The following is a 16,419-nucleotide window of genomic DNA, read 5'->3' as shown; positions in this document are numbered from 1 at the left end:
CTTGTACCCATAACGGCAAGGTGGGATTGTGCAGTAAATTACCGATGACACCTAGAAACTGCGTCACATATTCCCGCTAAGTATTCATCACAGATAGTCTTTTAGCAACGCTTCCACCAGCAGCACCGCGTTGTAGGCGGCGCCGGTCTTGATGTTGTCCGCCACCGTCCAGAAGCTTAGCGCGCCTTGCCCGTCGATGTCCTCGCGAACACGGGCCAGACGCACGCCGAGGTCGGCGCGGATCTGCGCCACCGGAGAGGCGCTGTCGGCCTCGCCGCCCTCGTCCATCTGCAGACCCGGCGCCTGATCCCAGCAGGCTTCCGCCTGGGCCAGGGCCAGCGGCAGGGTGCCCTGCACCACCACGGTCTGGGCGATGCCATGGAACACCGGCACCTGAACGCAGCTCACATCCACCGCCAGTTGCGGCTGGGCCAGCACCCGGCGGGTCTCCAGCATCAGCTTGAGTTCCTCGCTGGTGTAACCGTTGTCCTGCATGCTGCCGGCTACCGGCAGCAGGTTGAAGGCGTGTTGTGGATCACCGCCCTCCTCCGCGTCCAGGCCATTAAGCAACCGGGCGCTTTGCCGGGCCAGCCGTTCCACGCCGTTGCGACCGGCGGCGGAGGCACCCTGCAACTGGGTCACCGACACCCGCAACAGGTCACCCAGCTCCAACAGTGGCTTGAGCGCCAGCAACAATTGCACGGTGGCCGCGTCCGGAGCGGCCACGATATTGCGTTCCCGGGCGGCGCCGAGCTGTTCCTCGTTGACGCCGGCCGCCACCAGCGGCACATCCGGCTCGTAGCGGAACGCCGGCGACAGATCCAGCGCCAGGGCGCCGGCCTCGGCGGCGCGCGGCACCAGCTCCTGGGACACCCGCGCGCCGGCGGCGAACACCGCCAATTGCACGCGGGAAAAATCGAAGTCCTCGGCCTTGCCTACCTTGAAGTTGCGCTTGCCGACTTGAAGGGTCTTGCCGAGGCTGTTGTCGGAGGCCAGAACGAACAACTCGCCGACCGGAAGATTCCGGTCGGCGAGCAGTTCGAGAAAGGCCTCGCCCACCAGGCCGGTGGCTCCCACCACGGCCAGATCGACGGTGCTTGTCATCAGTGCTCCAGAAGAATACGCAGCATGCGGCGCAGCGGTTCGGCGGCGCCCCACAGCAACTGGTCGCCCACGGTAAAGGCGTTCAGATATTCACCACCCATGTTGAGCTTGCGCAGCCGGCCCACGGGTACCGTCAGCGTACCGGTTACGGCGGTGGGCGTCAGGTCGCGCAGGGTGGCTTCTTTCTCGTTGGGGACCACCTTGACCCAGTCGTTGGCCTGGCCGACCAGGTCATGAACCTCGTCCAGCGGCACGTCGCGGGTCAGTTTCACGGTCAGCGCCTGGGCGTGGCAGCGCATGGCGCCAATACGCACGCAGGTGCCGTCCAGCGGAATCGGCTGGTCGCCACGACCCAGGATTTTGTTGGTTTCGGCCTGGGCTTTCCACTCTTCCTTACTCTGGCCGTTGTCCATTTCCTTGTCGATCCAGGGCAGCAGGGAGCCGGCCAGCGGAAAACCGAAGTGCTCATGGGGCAGCCCGTCGCCGCGCATGGTGGCCGCCACCTGGCGGTCGATGTCGAGAATGGCGCTGGACGGATTGGCCAGTTGCTCGGCCACGTCACCATGGATGGCGCCCATCTGCGCGATCAGCTCGCGCATGTTCTGGGCACCGGCGCCGGAGGCCGCCTGGTAGGTCTGGGCGCTGGCCCATTCCACCAGGCCGGCGTTGAACAGGCCGCCCAGGGCCATCAGCATCAGGCTCACGGTGCAGTTGCCGCCCACGTAATCCTTGACGCCCTTATCCAGGGCCTGATCGATGACGCCCCGGTTGACCGGGTCCAGCACGATCACGCTGTTGTCCGCCATGCGCAGGGCGGAGGCGGCGTCGATCCAGTAGCCGTCCCAGCCGGCTTCACGCAGCTTGGGGTACACCTCATTGGTGTAGTCGCCGCCCTGGCAGGTGACGATCACATCCAGTTGCTTGAGCTCATCGATGCTCTTGGCGTCGCCGAGCACCGCAATGTCCTTGCCCACGTCCGGGCCCTGCTGACCCACCTGGGAAGTGGAGAAAAATACCGGCTCGATGTCCTTGAAGTCGTTCTCCGCGCGCATGCGGTCCATGAGCACCGAGCCCACCATGCCACGCCAACCTACAAAACCGACTTTCTTCATTGAGTCTGTTCTCCCGAAGAGCATGCCGCCCTTCTCTGTCTTCTATGGATGAACGGGGTGGCGATGCCGCGGTCAGCCGTTGGCCAGTGCCTCGGCGACAGCGGTGCCCATCTCCCCGGTGCTCACCTTGCGGGTGCCCTCGGTGTGAATATCCGCGGTTCGCAGTCCCTGATCCAGTACCTTTTCCACCGCCGCCTCGATGGCGTCGGCCACATCGCCGCGCTGCAGGCTGTAACGCATCAGCATGGCCAGCGACATGATCGTCGCCAGCGGGTTGGCGATGCCCTGCCCGGCGATGTCCGGCGCCGAGCCGTGGCAGGGTTCGTACAGGCCCTTGCGGTTTTCGTCCAGGGACGCGGAGGGCAGCATGCCGATGGAGCCGGTGAGCATGGCGGCTTCATCGGAAAGGATGTCACCGAACAGGTTGCCGGTCACGATGACATCGAAATTCTTGGGCGCGCGCACCAGTTGCATGGCGGCGTTGTCCACGTACATGTGCGACAGCTCGATCTCCGGGTAGGCCTTGGCCTCCTCGGTGACCACTTCCTTCCACAGCTCGGTGACCTCCAGCACATTGGCCTTGTCCACGGAGCACACGCGCTTGCCGCGCTGCATGGCCAGATCGAAGGCGACCCGGGCGATGCGCTTCATCTCCGATTCGGAGTACACGTAGGTGTTGAAGCCGACCCGCTCGCCGTTCTCTTCCTTGATGCCACGGGGCTGGCCGAAGTAGATGCCGCCGGTCAGCTCACGCACGATCAGGATGTCGAGCCCGGACACCACCTCCGGCTTGAGGCTGGAGGCGCCGGCCAGTTGCGGAAACAGGATCGCCGGGCGCAGATTGGCGAACAGGCCCAGGGAGGAACGCAACCGCAACAGGCCGCGCTCCGGACGCTTGTCGCGCTCGATATTGTCCCACTTGGGCCCGCCAATGCTGCCGAACAGAATAGCGTCGGCGGCGCGCGCCTTGGCCAGCGTGCCCTCCGGCAACGGGTCGCCTTCGGCGTCATAGGCCGCGCCGCCCACCAGGCCCTGTTCCAGGTCGACATCCAGACCAAAGCGCGTCTTAGCGGCTTCCAGCACCCGCAGGGCTTCATCCACGATTTCCGGACCGATCCCGTCACCGGGCAACACCAGAATACTGCTCATTGTGCTCTCTTTTCCTCGTTCACTATTCGAATACCCAGGGCTCGGCCTGGGCGCGGCGTGCCTCGTAGGCGCGGATGACATCCGCCTGCTGCAGGGACAGGCCAATCTCGTCCAGACCATTGAGCAGGCAATGCTTGCGGAAGCCGTCGATCTCGAACGCCAGGGCCTGTCCTTCCGGGGTCAGCACCTGCTGATTTTCCAGGTCGATGGTAAGCCGGAAGTCGTCACTGGCGGCCTCGGCCTTGAAAAGCTCGTCAACGGTAGCGTCCGGCAGCACGATCGGCAACAGGCCGTTCTTGAAGCAGTTGTTGTAGAAAATATCGGCGTAACTGGGCGCGATGATCGCCTTGAAGCCGAAATCCATCAGCGCCCACGGGGCGTGCTCACGGCTTGAGCCACAGCCGAAGTTGCGCCGGGTGAGCAGTACGCTGGCGCCTTGGTACTCGGGCTTGTTGAGCACGAAGTCCGGATTTTTCGGGCGCGCATCGTTGTCCTGGCCCGGCTGGCCCTCGTCCAGATAGCGCCACTCGTCGAACAGGTTGGGGCCGAAGCCGGTGCGTTTGATGGACTTCAGAAACTGCTTGGGAATGATCTGATCAGTGTCCACGTTGGCGCGGTCCAGCGGCGCCACCAGGCCGGTATGTTTAACGAATTTTTCCATGACGACCGCTCCTTACGCGTCCAAATCACGAATGTCGACGAAGTGGCCGGCCACCGCGGCGGCGGCGGCCATGGCCGGGCTCACCAGATGGGTGCGACCGCCATTGCCCTGGCGTCCCTCGAAGTTACGGTTCGAGGTGGAGGCGCAGTGTTCGCCGGGCTGCAGACGGTCCGGGTTCATGGCCAGACACATGGAACAGCCGGGCTGGCGCCATTCAAAACCGGCTTCCAGGAAGATCTTGTCCAGGCCCTCCTGTTCGGCCTGCTGCTTGACCACCCCGGAACCGGGCACCACCAGCACCTGCTTCACGGAGTCCGCCTTCTTGCGGCCCTTGACCACCTCGGCGGCGGCGCGCAGGTCCTCGATGCGGGAGTTGGTGCACGAGCCGATGAACACCCGGTCCACCTTGATATCGCTGACCTTGATGCCCGGCTCCAGGCCCATGTATTCATAAGCCCGTTGCATGCCGGAGCGCTTCACCTCGTCCTGCTCGGCGGCGGGATCGGGCAACGGCGCGTCCACCGCCACCACCATTTCCGGGCTCGTGCCCCAGGACACCTGGGGTTTGATATCGGCGGCGTCGATCCGCACCACGGTGTCGAACTCGGCGTCGTCATCGGACACCAGGGTGCGCCAGTAGGCTTCCGCCTTGTCCCAGTCGGCGCCCTTGGGAGCCGCCGGACGGGCGCGCACGTAATCAATGGTGGTGTCGTCCACCGCCACCATGCCGGCGCGGGCGCCGGCTTCGATGGACATATTGCAGACCGTCATACGGCCTTCCAGGCTCAGCGAGCGGATCGCGCTGCCGGCGAACTCGATGGCATGGCCGGTACCGCCGGCGGTGCCGATCACGCCAATGATGTGCAGCACCACGTCCTTGGCGGTAACGCCCGGCCCCAGGTCGCCATCCACCCGCACCTGCATGTTCTTCATCTTGCTGGCCACCAGGGTCTGGGTGGCCAGCACGTGCTCCACCTCGCTGGTGCCGATGCCGTGGGCCAGACAGGCCAGCGCGCCGTTGGTGGAGGTGTGGGAGTCGCCGCACACTACCGTCATGCCGGGCAGCACCGCGCCCTGCTCCGGGGCCATCACGTGCACGATACCCTGGCGCACGTCGCCGATGCCGTACTCGGTGATGCCGAACTCACGGGTGTTGTCCTGCAGGGTGGTCACCTGGATGCGCGAGGTCTCGTCCTCGATATCCGCGGCGCTGTTGAACGGAGTGGTGGGCACATTGTGGTCGATGGTGGCCACCGACGCGCCGGCCCGCCACGGCTGGCGGCCCGCCAGACGCAGGCCCTCGAACGCCTGCGGCGAGGTCACCTCGTGGATGATCTGCCGGTCGATGTAAATCAACGCCGAGCCGTCCTCGCGTTCGGCGACCAGGTGGGCGTCCCACAATTTGTCGTAAAGCGTTTTGCCAGCCATAGGTCTTCGTCCTGGTCCTGGTTCAATAGGGGAATCTTCAGGGTAGGCACACCATACGCAGGGGCATTCGATAATTCCAATTCATATTTTTTATGTTTAGGATTCCAGATGGTTATCAATAAGCGGGCTGGAATTCCATGGACACACACTCCCTCACCGTCTTCATGGCGGTGGCCGACACCGGCTCCTTTTCCGCCGCCGCGGAGCGACTGTTCCTGACCCAGCCGGCGGTCAGCAAGCGCATCGCCCAGCTCGAACAACAACTGGGCACGCGGCTGTTCGACCGGGTCGGCCGGCGTATCCGCCTCACCGAGGCCGGTGAAGCCCTGCGCCCCCGCGCCCGCCGGGTACTGCTGGATCTGGAGGACATGAGCCGGGCCATCAGCGACCTGACCGGCGGCGTCTCGGGTACCCTGCGCATCGGCACCAGCCACCACATCGGCCTGCACCGCCTGCCGCCGGTGCTGCGCCGCTACTCGCGGGCCTACCCGGAGGTAAAGCTGGATATCCATTTCATCGATTCCGAGGAAGCCTGGGAAGCGGTGCGCCACGGCGATCTGGAACTGGGCGTGGTGACCCTGCCGCCACAACCGGACGGACGCCTGCACACCCAGGTGGTGTGGAACGACCCGCTGGTGTTCATGGCCGCCCCCGAGCACCCCCTGGCCCGGCTCGAACGGGTGCCGCTGGACACGCTTACCGGCTACAGCGCCATCCTGCCCTCCCCGGTCACCTTTACCCGCCGCATCGTGGAAAGCCTGTTCCTGGAGCGCCGCCTGGATCTGAACATCTCCATGTCCACCAACTATCTGGAGACCATCCATATGATGGTGTCCATCGGCCTGGGCTGGAGCGTGCTGCCGGAAACCATGCTCGACGACACCGTGGTACGCCTGAACGTAGCCGACTCCCTGCCGATACGACGCCTCGGCGTGGTATCCCATCCGGGCCGCACCCGCTCCAACGCGGCGCGGGCGTTCATGACCATCCTGGAGTCAGCGCCCCAGGGGACGCAGATGGCGGGTCTGTGACAGCAGGATATGCGTGATCTGCCGTGTGGCGGCGTCCAGCTCCTGATCCTGGCGACGGATCACGCCCACCGGGTCGCTGGTGTTCTCGATCGGGTCGGCGAGCAGGCTCAGCAAACCGGCCTCGATGTAATCTTCCACCACCCCGTAGGAGATCATCCATACCGCCTCCGAGGTACGCAGAAAGGATCGTCCGAATGTATTGGAGACGGTTTCGATCACCGTCCTCGGCATCGGAATCCCCAGGTTGGTCAGTGCCTGTTCCACCAGAGGCCGGATACGGGTACCCACCGGTGGCAGCAGAAAAGGATAGCGGCTTACGTCACGGAGCCGCACGCCTCCCGCCTGACAAAGGGGGTGGCCGGCGCGGGCCACCAGCACCAGGGGCTCCGCGTACAGATGCTTGAACTCCAACTGCTGCATGTCGTCCGGTGAGCCGATGCGCGCCACCACCAAATCCACCTTGCCCTGATGCAACAACTCCAGCAGGTGCTGGTTATGGCCGGTGAGCAATGAAAAGTTGACCGAACGGCGGGTTTCCTCAAGAAAGCGGGTGGTGGCCTGGGGCAAGAAGCGCGCCGCCACCGTCGGCAATACACCCAGGCGAACTTCGATACGAGGTGCCGCCGGGTCTGCCTGCAGACCGTCGTAGCCCTGCTCCAGGGCCGCCATGCCCGCCGCCGCGTAGTGGAAAAACAATTCCCCCTGGTGGGTGAGCTTCACTCCTGAGCGATCACGCACGATCAGGCGATGCCCGGCGATCTGCTCCAGTTCATTCAGTGTCTTGGTCACCGCTGCCTGGGTGATATTGAGGGACTCGGCGGCTTCGCGCAGATAGTGGGAGCGGGCGGCGGCCAGGAAGCACTGAAAGTGACGCAGTTTCAAGCGGCGGTCCACGGCGTTCTCCGTTGTTATTGGTGGGACGGCTCAAGGCGCCATTCTAGTTAACCTTACGTTAATTGTAAGTCCGCTTTTTTCAATTTAATTAATAAAAACCCTTTCCTATAGTCGGGTTCACCGGCATCGCCCGGCCTTTCATTACCTCCCAAGGCAACCCGCCGAACCACGGCGGGTGGGTTCGTTCGTGCCGAGAAAAGCGAATAACAACACCCAGAAGAGAAAAGGAAAAGCCAATGAAAGCGCACCCTCTTGTTCCGCTTATGCTTGCCTCGTGCTGTCTCGCGACGCCACAGGCCCGGGCTTTCGACGTCGTCGAGGCCGGACAGCCGGTGGTCACCGGTGATCCCAGCCGGGTAGGCCCTCCCTGGAACCATCGCAGCACCTTCAACATCCCGGGCACCGACACCGACGTGGCATTCGGCGGCTATGCGAAGCTGGATATGTTCTATGACTTCGACTACGACCTGGGCACCTCGACCACCCCTTTCAACGTCCTCGATGACGGCAACCGGACCGATGGCCGCACCAGCTTCACCGCGGCGGAGTCCCGGCTTAACTTCCGTACCCACACGCGTACCGGCATGGGCGTGTTGACCTCCTACTTCGAAGGGCACTTCATGCCCGATGAAAAATTCAATCTGCGCCACGCCTATGGCGAGATGAACGGGCTGCTGGCCGGCCAGACCTGGACCAATTTCATGAGCTTCGTGGCCACGCCTCGAACCCTGGCGCTGGGCAGCCCCAAGGGCTATGCGTTTGATCGCAAGGCGCAGCTGCGCTACACCCGCAAACTAGGCTCCAGCACCCTGGCGGTGGCGCTGGAAGACCCGGACACCGTGATCGCCCGGGCCGGCGCGCAGCCCGACCCGAACAGCGCCGCCAGCGGCGAAAACGGGCTTCCCGACCTTACCGTGCGCTACGAGTACCGGCGCATGTTCACCCTGTCGCTGCTGGCCCGCGAACTGTCAACCAATGGTGAGCAAGGCAGCGTGGATGACTCCGCCACCGGCTACGGGGCACTGGCGCAAATCAGCCTGCCGTTGTTCAACGGCCTGACCTTCAAGGGCAATGTCATTGGCGGCACCGGGATCGGCAACTACATGGGTAACCCAGGCAATACCGGACATCGCCGCGCACCGGACGTTTATGTGCGCAACGGGCATCTGGAAACCGTGGATCTGAGCGCGTTCGGCGCATCGCTCAACCAGACCTTCAACCGCTCCTGGTTCGCGTCCGTGGGCTACTCACGACTGCGCCAGGATCTTCCCGAGAATCTGTATGGCGAGCACTTCGAGACGCTGGACTATGGCTTCGCCAATGTTATCTGGGATGTCACCGACCGCATGATGGTGGGCATGGAGCTGCAACGCGTGGACCTGGAACAGGTCAACGGCGAATCGGAAACCGCCAACCGCCTGCAAACCAGCCTGCTCTATCAATTCTGAAGCTCAACGGGCGCCCGGCCGGGCGCCCATGCGATTCCCCCGATACAGTACCCGCCCATCACTTCCCTGCCACACCGCGATAAACAAAAAAAAGCCCCACGGAGGTAGCTCCGGGGGCGCCAAGGGTCGAGCGAGAAAGTCGCCGCGCTCAGGAGCGCTGGCCGGCGCTTGGGCTCCATACCCGCCGGCGCCAGGCTCGGCGCCCCGCGCAGGCCAGCATGATGAGAACCGCGCCGGTGTATACCAGCGGCGCCTGGACACCGCTCAGCAAGGCCAGAAACACGGCCACGCCGGTGGCCGCCAGTAACACCCGTAGCGCGACGCTCAGCCGCCCCTTGAAATAGCCGGACAGCGCGCCGTTAAGGATCAGAATCAGCAGCGTGGTCACCAGCACCACCTCCACCAGCCCCGGGATCTCCAGGTGCGACTTGCTCAGCAGCATCTCGGGACGAAACACGAAGATGAAAGGCACCAGATAGGCCAGCCAGGCGTAGCGCATGGCGGTTACCGATACCGCCAGTGGCTTTTCCTCGGCGATGCTCGAGGCGGCATAGGCGGCAATGGCGATTGGCGGCGTGATCATCGACATCATGCCGTAATACAGCACGAACATATGCGCCGACAATTTAGGCACCCCGGCGGAAACCAGAGCGGGCACCACCAGAGAGGCCAGCAACACATAAACGGCGACGGTTGGCATTCCCATACCAAGAATAATGCTGATCACCGCCGTGAGCGCCAGCAGCAGCAGCACGTTACCACCGGACAGATCGACCATGATGGAGGTTAGCGCGAACACCACCCCGGTGGCATTGAGGATGCCGATCACGAAGCCGGCGGCGGCGACGATGGCGAGAATCTCCATGGATGCCGTGCCGGTTTTCTTGAAGGAGTCGATCAGATCCGCCAGGCCGATGCGGTCGCCGCCGTAGCCACGAACCAGGCCCAGCACCGCCACCAGCCCAGCCGCCGCCAACGCCGACAGCTCCGGAGACTGATTGAAATTGAACAGCAACACGATCAGCAATACGAACGGCAGGACAAAATGGCCGCCTTCCAGCATCACCCGGGAAAAGGGTTTTCGATCCTCCCGAGGCACCGGCGCCACATCCTGGCAAATCGCGTCGGCGTCGGATTGCATGAAAACGGCGAAGAAGAAAAACAGGGCGGGCAATACCGCCGCCAGCACGATGGTCTCGTAAGGCGTTTGGGAAAGCTCGGCCATGAGGAAGGCCGCCGCGCCCATCACCGGCGGCATGAACTGCCCACCTGTCGAGGCCACCGACTCCGTGGCGGCGGCAACCCGACCGCTGAAACCGGATCGTTTCATCAATGGGATGGAAATCACCCCGGTGGAAACCACATTGGAGACGGCGCTGCCGGAGATGGTGCCAAACAGCGCCGACGCGACGATGGCGATCTTGCCGCTGCCGCCACGGAAACGGCCCACCGCCGCGACCGCCAGATCGGAGAAGAAGTCACCGCCGCCGGCCTTGTTCAGCAGCACCCCGAAGAAGATAAAGGGAATCACCACGGTGACACCGATGGTGATCGGCAAGCCAACCATGGCGGTAGTATCCAGCACCAGATGCGGCGCCAGGTCGGCCACGCTCCAGGGCCGCGCGGTGAACGGCGCGGGCATGGCGTTGCCCCACAATCCGTAGGCGATGAACAGCAGGACGATGATCACCAGCGCCCAGCCAACCATGCGGCGCAGCCCTTCCACCACCGCCGGCACCACGATGGCACCGATAATGAAGGTCTCCACCGGGAAGTAGAACATCTGCGCGGAAAGCACCTTGTAGCGGTAGGCCGCGTACCAGCAGGCGCTCAGTGCGATGAGCGCGGCCGCCGTGCTGACAAGGGACGGCGCCCCCGGCCAGGCGCGCCCACGAGGATCACGGCTCAGATAAATCAGCGCCAGGCACAGGCCGAGAATGATAAGGGAAAATTCCTGCACCAGATAAACCCGCCCCCAAAGCAAGCGGGGTAATTCGGCGGTCCAGCCCAGACTCAGGCCGGTGATAAGAATCGCGATCGAGGCCCGAGTGAAGGGCGCCCAGCGGACGCCCCCTGGCGGGCCGATCCGATTATGCTCGGCGTCGGTCAATGTCGTCATGATTCGCTACCCGATGGCCTAGCGGGACCAGAGCCCGTTTTCCTTGTAGTAGCGAATGGCGCCCGGGTGATAGGGAATGCCAAGATTCTTCGCCATTTTTTTCGGGTCCAGCCGACCCAGGTTGGCGTAATTTTCCGCCAGCGCCTGACGGTTCTCCACGATCCCGTCGACCAGTCGTCGCACTGCTTCGTCCGAGACATGTTTACCGGCATAAAGAATGTAGTCGTAGGCCATCATCGGCATCGGCTGATCCAGCCCGGTGAGATTGTCACCGGGCCGCACCACGCGCACATAGGTCTGCGGCATGAGCTCCTGCATGCGCACCTGGGCCTGAGCGTCAATATTGAACGGAATAAAGCGGATACCGCCCACGGATGCGTCGACTTCATTGAGCTTGCCGGAACCAAGAGCAAAAAAGCCGATGTCGGTGCGGCCGGCGGTGAAGTCGTCCGCGTTGGACAACAAATTGGTGGTCGGCACCGCGTCCATGTCATCCATGCTCAGATCCGCGTTGGCCAGCGCCGCGTCGATCAGCTCACCGATGATACGCTGGCCGCTGTAACCGGACGAAATGCGTGCGCCTTTAATATCGTTGATCGATTGAAACGGCGCGTCATCACGAACGAACAAACCGACGTCGAACGGATACAACACCGCCACCACTCGCAGGTTCTCGTGGGAATGTCCGGCGAAGTCGCCCTTGCCGTGGAAGGCATTGCTGACCTCGAGGATATTGGCCAGGCCGAAGTCGGTGCGACCGCTGTTCACCAGCGGCATGACCCGACCGGTGCCGCCATAGGGCTGAACCAGATACTGATCGCCGGTGGCCTTGGAGATGACATTGGCGATGGCGGCGCCAATGCTGTAAGTGGAAGATCCGCCGCCGGCGGTTCCAATCCCGAAGGATTGCGCCTGGACGGCGCCGGACATCGCCATCATCGCGGACAGAGTAATAAGCAGCTTGCGGGTCGTTGTCATTATCATTTCTTTTTTCTCCTTAACCGTCACGGTTACCGGACTGTATTGGGGAGCGCGGGTGGGAATGCGAAAAAAACCATCATCCTAGCGCCGCGTGTTCCCCGCTGCGTAAAGTCAATCGTTTCAGAGCATGTCCACCCGTACCGGGTCGTATGAGAACAGCCAGGCTGACCGTTCCGAGCTGATATCGCGCTTGGCGAATTCTTCGCGCAATTCAGCAGTGGAATTGAGATGGAACAGGCGCCGGTTGGAAGACGACTCGTTGACGATGCGGGTGGTGCGCTCGATGCGGTTGCGCTGATAGAGCCGCAAAGCCTCGTCGGTGCGGGGCTCGGCCTCCAGGGCACGAGCCAGCACCGCGGCGTCCTCCACCGCCATGGCGGCGCCCTGTGCCATGTATGGCAAGGTGGGGTGCGCCGCGTCGCCAAGCAGAGTGGCGTGCCCGCTCGTCCAGTTTTCCACCGGCGGGCGGTTATTCATCGCCCAGCGATAACAGTGATCGCGATCGGCGGCGTCGATCAGCGCGCCAATGGACGGATGCCAGCCTTGGAAGTCCTCCTTGAGTTCATGCCATGGCCGACTCGCCACCCAGGACTCTTCATCCCACTCGTCATGCTCCACGCAACCGACCAGGTTGATCAGACGATCACCTCGCATCGGGTAGGTCACCGCGTGCTTGCCGGGCCCGACCCAGATGTCCACGGTGCGTTGCCGATGTTCCTCGGCCACGTTCTCGCTTTCGACCACCACTCGCCAGGACGCGTCTCCGGTGTAGGTCACTGGCGCGGCGCCGACGATCTGCCGTCGCACCGCCGACTTGATGCCATCGGCGCCCAACAGGGCCCGACCGGTGACACAACCACCATCGGCGAACCGCAGTGTCACGCCGCCCTGCTGCAACTCCTCGAAACCGGTCACCTCGACGCCCAGGTGAATCGCATCCGGTTTGAGGGCGGTGACCCGCTCGACCAGCAGCCGGTGCAGGTCAGCGCGATGCACGGACACATAGGGCACCCCATGACGACGCACATAAGCACCGCCCAGAGGGATGGTCTGCAATACTTCACCACTGTCAAACAGGCGAAACCGATAGGCCTCGGGGCAGGAGCCCGCTTCCACCAGGTCATCAAGAATGCCAATGTGCTGGTAAACACGGCTTGCATTGGCGCTCACCTGGATGCCGGCGCCTACCTCGCCAAGCTCATCCGCCTGTTCGTAGACGTCCACGTCGATCCCCCGCTGCAGCAGGCAGGCGGCGGCGGTCAGTCCGCCAATGCCGCCACCGGCAATCAGGACATTTTTTTCTGTCATCTGCTCACTCCGCTTATGGTGGCGTCTCAACGGACCTGTACGCGCATGGCACCGATGCCCTCGATCCAGGCATCCATGCGGTCTCCGCGTTTGATGGGGGCAACCCCTTCCGGCGTGCCGGTGAGAATCACGTCGCCGGGTTCCAGGGTGTAGGAATGCGAAGCGAACGAGATGATCCTGGCCACCGACCAGATCAGGTCCTGGGTATTGGCGTGTTGGCGGGGCTCATCGTTGACCTTGATGTCCAGTTCCACGGACTCCGGCGAACCAAACTCATCGGCGGTGACCAGCCAGGGACCGAGCACGGTGAAGGTATCCAGGGATTTGCGGTAACTGCGGTCCTCGGTGCCACGGATGGTGATATCCAGGCCGATGAAGTAACCGGCGATGCACTCCAACGCTTCCTGCTCGGACACCTTGCGGGCTTTTTTGCCAATGACCAGCGCCAGTTCCACCTCATGGTCGGTGCGGCGACCATCATCGTGGTGAATCTCCACGCCTTCCCCGGCGCCGACCAGGGAGCTGTTGGCCTTCAGGAAAAGAGCATAGCGGTCGATCAGCGAAATCTCGGTGCCGAAGTTGATGCCCGCGTCCTCGCGGGACTCTTCCACGTGCTTCATGTAGTTCACCGGCGCGGCGATGATCTTGCCCGGATTCGCCACCGGGCTGAGCAGGCGGACCTGGTCAAGCGGCGTGAGTGGCGCCCGCGAGGCCGCCTCCTCCAGGCGCTCGCGCAACGCCGGCAAGGCGGCGATGAAGGCATCACCCCGTTGCAACGGCCAGCGCTGCGGCGGCAGCGCCTCGGTGACCACATCGGTCACATCGGCCACTTTCTCGCCGATCACCACACCGACGCGATTGTCGTCGAATCTACAAATACGCATTGAATTACCTCTGGGCTCTATTGGCGCTGCTCACGAAAGAAGCCGAGCTTTTCGTGGATGGCGCGATCGGAAAAAAAGAACAGGAAACAGTCTTCGCTGGCGGACAGGTGGCGCCATTGCCAGCCGGGGATCGCCACCACGTCCTTGGGCTCGAACGCCAACGGCCGGCCCTCGATGGTGACCTCCCCCCTGCCCTCCACCACGTGCATGACCAGGCTGTCGGTGGAACGCATCGGCAGGGTCCGTTCACCTTTGCGCAGGTGGGTCATCCAGGTCGCCAGAGTGGGCATGGCCCAGCCCCCGTCCAGCGGGTTGGCATAACGCAGGGTGGTGCCCCAATGCTCATCCGGCGATGCCCCCAGCGCGGCTTTCAACAGCGCATCGCGGGTCCGCTCGTAGGGGTAGTTGAAGATCGGCGTGGTCGGCCCGTAGGGGCTTCGCGCCTGGATTGGCACAAGATTGTTGCCGTAACGGGCCAGGGAATCCCCCTCCGGTCGGCTGAGCGCTTGCCGGCTTTCCTCATGAGGATCGGAGAACACCGATTCGAAGTAACTGAGTACCGGAATATCCAGTCCGTCCATCCAGATCACCGGCTGGTCGCCGTCATTGCCATGGTCATGCCAGGCCCAGGCCGGGGTGATCACGAAGTCCCCTTCGCGCATGGTGGTGCGCTCTCCGCCCACGGAGGTGTAGCCCTGCTCGCCTTCGATCAGAAAGCGCAATGCCGACGGGGTGTGTCGATGGGCGGGGGCGGTTTCGCCGGGCAGGATCAACTGCAGGCCGGCGTAGAGACTGGGAGTGGCGCGAGACTGGCCCGGGCAAGCCGGGTTCTCCAGCACCAGTACACGGCGCTCCGCCTCCTCGGCGGTGAGCAGATCACCGGCCTCCAGCAACAGCGGCCGGAGCTGGGCGTAACGCCAGTGGTGGGCGTGGTACCGGGAGGTCGGTTCACGGGGCACGATGGTCCCGAGGACTTCCCACAGCGGCGCGGTATCGAACGCCGCGAGCCGGTCATAAAAATCCCGGCGATGCGGGGAGAGCGAGCTGCCTGCCATAGCCATACCTCATTGCGACGTTGTTGTTATGTTGTCGCTGGTGACTATAGGAAAGGCATTTTCTTAATTAAATTGAAAGATTCTCCATTCTAATTAACTTTTGGTTAACCATTCTCCGACGCCTCGGGCAGGCGCCTGATCAAGGCGGCGGCGGCCAGGGTAAGCACGCCGGCGATCAGGAAGCAGTACACGCCCAGATGCGGCCAGGCCAGGCCGCTGAGCCCGGACCCCAGGCCCCAGCCGGCGCCGTACCCCAGGCTGGAATACAGCGCCTGGCCCTGGCCCGCGAAGGCCCGGCCGGAGGCGCGCTGTACCCAGGCGATGCCGCCGGCGTGGAAGCTGGCGTAACTGGCGGAGTGCAGCAGCTGGGCGGCGCCCAGCCAGGGCAGGCTGTCGCCGCACAGGGCCACCACCAGCCAGCGCACCGTGGCCAGCAGCAGGCAGGTGAGCAGAATGCGGTTGAGGGCGAAGCGGGTCATCAGGCGGTGCATGACCAGGAAGGCCACCACCTCGGAGACCACCGCCACCGCCCAGAGCGTGCCCACGGTGAGCTTGCGGAAGCCCATGTCTTCCAGGTGGATGCTGTAGAAGGTGTAGTACGGGCCGTGGGAGGCCTGCATCAGGAAGGCCACCAGCATGAAGATCTGGATGTCGCGGCGTTTAAGCAGCTTGATCAGGCCGCCGTCGGCGTTGCGACGCGCCTCACCCCGCTCCCCCGGTAGCGTCAAGGTGGCCAGCCACAGTAGCCAGAGCAGCGCGGACATGACCCACGGCAGCAGACTCATGGGCAGGTGATCCAGAGCCATGCCCACCAGGAACACACAGGCGATGAAGCCCAGCGAGCCCCACACCCGTACCTGGCTGTAGCGGTGGGCCTGGTCGCCCAGGGTATGCAGGGTGACCACCTCGAACTGGGCCAGCACCGCGTTCCAGAAGAAGCTGAACACCGCCAGCAGGATCGCCATGGACCAGATCTGGTCGGCCCAGAACACCGGCAGGAAGGCGAGCGCCGCCGCCAGGTTGCCGAGGCGGATAATGCGCAAACGGGCGCCGCTGCGGTCGGCGAGCCAGCCCCACAGGTTGGGGGCCACCACCTTGGTAAGGTGCGGCACCGCCATCAGCAGGCCGATGGTGGTGGCGGAGAATCCCAGGTCCTTGAGGTACAGCGACCAGTAGGGCACCAGGGTGCCCAACAGGCCGAAGTAGAGGAAATAAAAGGCGGAGAGGCGCCAGTAATACGGCATG

At 63.6% G+C, this 16,419-nt stretch carries 14 protein-coding genes; 2 read left to right on the top strand and 12 right to left on the bottom strand.

Annotated elements, in window-relative coordinates; genetic code table 11:
* Positions 1-87: 87 nt before the first annotated feature.
* The 5 genes from JF515_RS04050 to leuC all read right to left on the bottom strand — a co-directional run bounded on the left by JF515_RS04050 (position 88) and on the right by leuC (position 5,454).
* Positions 88-1,104 carry an aspartate-semialdehyde dehydrogenase gene (locus JF515_RS04050; RefSeq protein ID WP_203101255.1) on the bottom strand — a complete coding sequence of 339 codons (1,017 nt, stop codon included), beginning with the start codon at positions 1,102-1,104 and terminating at the stop codon, positions 88-90.
* A complete protein-coding gene (gene asd, locus JF515_RS04045; RefSeq protein ID WP_203101245.1) occupies positions 1,104-2,216 on the bottom strand; it encodes an aspartate-semialdehyde dehydrogenase in 1,113 nt (370 codons plus the stop codon). Before asd ends, JF515_RS04050 begins: the two co-directional genes overlap by 1 nt.
* A gap of 72 nt (positions 2,217-2,288) precedes the next feature.
* Positions 2,289-3,365: a 3-isopropylmalate dehydrogenase gene (gene leuB, locus JF515_RS04040; RefSeq protein ID WP_203101243.1), complete on the bottom strand. Its 1,077-nt coding sequence runs from the start codon at positions 3,363-3,365 to the stop codon at positions 2,289-2,291.
* A 22-nt stretch (positions 3,366-3,387) separates the two neighbouring features.
* Positions 3,388-4,026, bottom strand: a complete 639-nt coding sequence (leuD, locus tag JF515_RS04035) for a 3-isopropylmalate dehydratase small subunit (protein WP_203101241.1) — start codon at positions 4,024-4,026, stop codon at positions 3,388-3,390.
* Between the two features lie 12 nt (positions 4,027-4,038).
* A complete protein-coding gene (gene leuC, locus JF515_RS04030; RefSeq protein ID WP_203101239.1) occupies positions 4,039-5,454 on the bottom strand; it encodes a 3-isopropylmalate dehydratase large subunit in 1,416 nt (471 codons plus the stop codon).
* 137 nt (positions 5,455-5,591) lie between these two features.
* On the opposite strand from leuC, the gene JF515_RS04025 reads away from it, so the two are divergent.
* Positions 5,592-6,485, top strand: coding sequence for a LysR family transcriptional regulator (locus tag JF515_RS04025; protein ID WP_203101238.1), 894 nt, complete (start codon positions 5,592-5,594; stop codon positions 6,483-6,485).
* On the opposite strand, the gene pcaQ is transcribed toward JF515_RS04025, so the two are convergent.
* A complete protein-coding gene (gene pcaQ, locus JF515_RS04020; protein ID WP_203101236.1) occupies positions 6,450-7,379 on the bottom strand; it encodes a pca operon transcription factor PcaQ in 930 nt (309 codons plus the stop codon). The two genes, JF515_RS04025 and pcaQ, sit on opposite strands and share 36 nt — an antisense overlap.
* A gap of 236 nt (positions 7,380-7,615) precedes the next feature.
* Between pcaQ and JF515_RS04015 the strand changes: the two genes are divergently transcribed.
* Entirely contained in the window at positions 7,616-8,827 is a 1,212-nt protein-coding gene (locus tag JF515_RS04015) for a DcaP family trimeric outer membrane transporter (protein WP_203101234.1), read from the top strand.
* Positions 8,828-8,975: 148 nt separating this feature from the next.
* On the opposite strand, the gene JF515_RS04010 is transcribed toward JF515_RS04015, so the two are convergent.
* The 6 genes from JF515_RS04010 to JF515_RS03985 all read right to left on the bottom strand — a co-directional run bounded on the left by JF515_RS04010 (position 8,976) and on the right by JF515_RS03985 (position 16,418).
* Positions 8,976-10,946 (bottom strand): TRAP transporter permease, encoded by a 1,971-nt coding sequence (locus JF515_RS04010; protein ID WP_203101233.1) that lies wholly within the window; start codon positions 10,944-10,946, stop codon positions 8,976-8,978.
* Positions 10,947-10,964: 18 nt separating this feature from the next.
* Positions 10,965-11,930, bottom strand: a complete 966-nt coding sequence (locus JF515_RS04005; protein WP_203101232.1) for a TAXI family TRAP transporter solute-binding subunit — start codon at positions 11,928-11,930, stop codon at positions 10,965-10,967.
* A gap of 117 nt (positions 11,931-12,047) precedes the next feature.
* Positions 12,048-13,235 (bottom strand): FAD-dependent monooxygenase, encoded by a 1,188-nt coding sequence (locus JF515_RS04000; RefSeq protein WP_203101231.1) that lies wholly within the window; start codon positions 13,233-13,235, stop codon positions 12,048-12,050.
* Positions 13,236-13,261: 26 nt separating this feature from the next.
* Positions 13,262-14,119 (bottom strand): fumarylacetoacetate hydrolase family protein, encoded by an 858-nt coding sequence (locus tag JF515_RS03995; protein ID WP_203101230.1) that lies wholly within the window; start codon positions 14,117-14,119, stop codon positions 13,262-13,264.
* 17 nt (positions 14,120-14,136) lie between these two features.
* Complete coding sequence (gene gtdA, locus JF515_RS03990) at positions 14,137-15,174, bottom strand: gentisate 1,2-dioxygenase (RefSeq protein WP_238400825.1); 1,038 nt, start codon at positions 15,172-15,174, stop codon at positions 14,137-14,139.
* Between the two features lie 104 nt (positions 15,175-15,278).
* On the bottom strand, positions 15,279-16,418 hold the full coding sequence (locus JF515_RS03985) for an MFS transporter (RefSeq protein WP_203101228.1): 1,140 nt from the start codon (positions 16,416-16,418) through the stop codon (positions 15,279-15,281).
* Between the last annotated feature and the right edge of the window lies 1 nt (position 16,419).

It is taken from the genome of Alloalcanivorax marinus, from assembly GCF_016785095.1.
GTDB classification, from domain to species: Bacteria; Pseudomonadota; Gammaproteobacteria; order Pseudomonadales; family Alcanivoracaceae; genus Alloalcanivorax; species Alloalcanivorax marinus_A.
The sequence above is the reverse complement of the archived record's forward strand: the minus strand, read 5'-3'. Positions and strand labels throughout refer to the sequence as shown.

What these genes read in the sequence shown, in the direction of transcription:
- JF515_RS04050 (WP_203101255.1), bottom strand. Translation starts at nt 1,104, where the DNA reads ATGACAAGCACCGTCGATCTGGCCGTGGTGGGAGCCACCGGCCTGGTG.
- asd (WP_203101245.1), bottom strand. Translation starts at nt 2,216, where the DNA reads ATGAAGAAAGTCGGTTTTGTAGGTTGGCGTGGCATGGTGGGCTCGGTG.
- leuB (WP_203101243.1), bottom strand. Translation starts at nt 3,365, where the DNA reads ATGAGCAGTATTCTGGTGTTGCCCGGTGACGGGATCGGTCCGGAAATC.
- leuD (WP_203101241.1), bottom strand. Translation starts at nt 4,026, where the DNA reads ATGGAAAAATTCGTTAAACATACCGGCCTGGTGGCGCCGCTGGACCGC.
- leuC (WP_203101239.1), bottom strand. Translation starts at nt 5,454, where the DNA reads ATGGCTGGCAAAACGCTTTACGACAAATTGTGGGACGCCCACCTGGTC.
- JF515_RS04025 (WP_203101238.1), top strand. Translation starts at nt 5,592, where the DNA reads ATGGACACACACTCCCTCACCGTCTTCATGGCGGTGGCCGACACCGGC.
- JF515_RS04015 (WP_203101234.1), top strand. Translation starts at nt 7,616, where the DNA reads ATGAAAGCGCACCCTCTTGTTCCGCTTATGCTTGCCTCGTGCTGTCTC.
- JF515_RS04010 (WP_203101233.1), bottom strand. Translation starts at nt 10,946, where the DNA reads ATGACGACATTGACCGACGCCGAGCATAATCGGATCGGCCCGCCAGGG.
- JF515_RS04005 (WP_203101232.1), bottom strand. Translation starts at nt 11,930, where the DNA reads ATGATAATGACAACGACCCGCAAGCTGCTTATTACTCTGTCCGCGATG.
- JF515_RS04000 (WP_203101231.1), bottom strand. Translation starts at nt 13,235, where the DNA reads ATGACAGAAAAAAATGTCCTGATTGCCGGTGGCGGCATTGGCGGACTG.
- JF515_RS03995 (WP_203101230.1), bottom strand. Translation starts at nt 14,119, where the DNA reads ATGCGTATTTGTAGATTCGACGACAATCGCGTCGGTGTGGTGATCGGC.
- gtdA (WP_238400825.1), bottom strand. Translation starts at nt 15,174, where the DNA reads ATGGCAGGCAGCTCGCTCTCCCCGCATCGCCGGGATTTTTATGACCGG.
- JF515_RS03985 (WP_203101228.1), bottom strand. Translation starts at nt 16,418, where the DNA reads ATGCCGTATTACTGGCGCCTCTCCGCCTTTTATTTCCTCTACTTCGGC.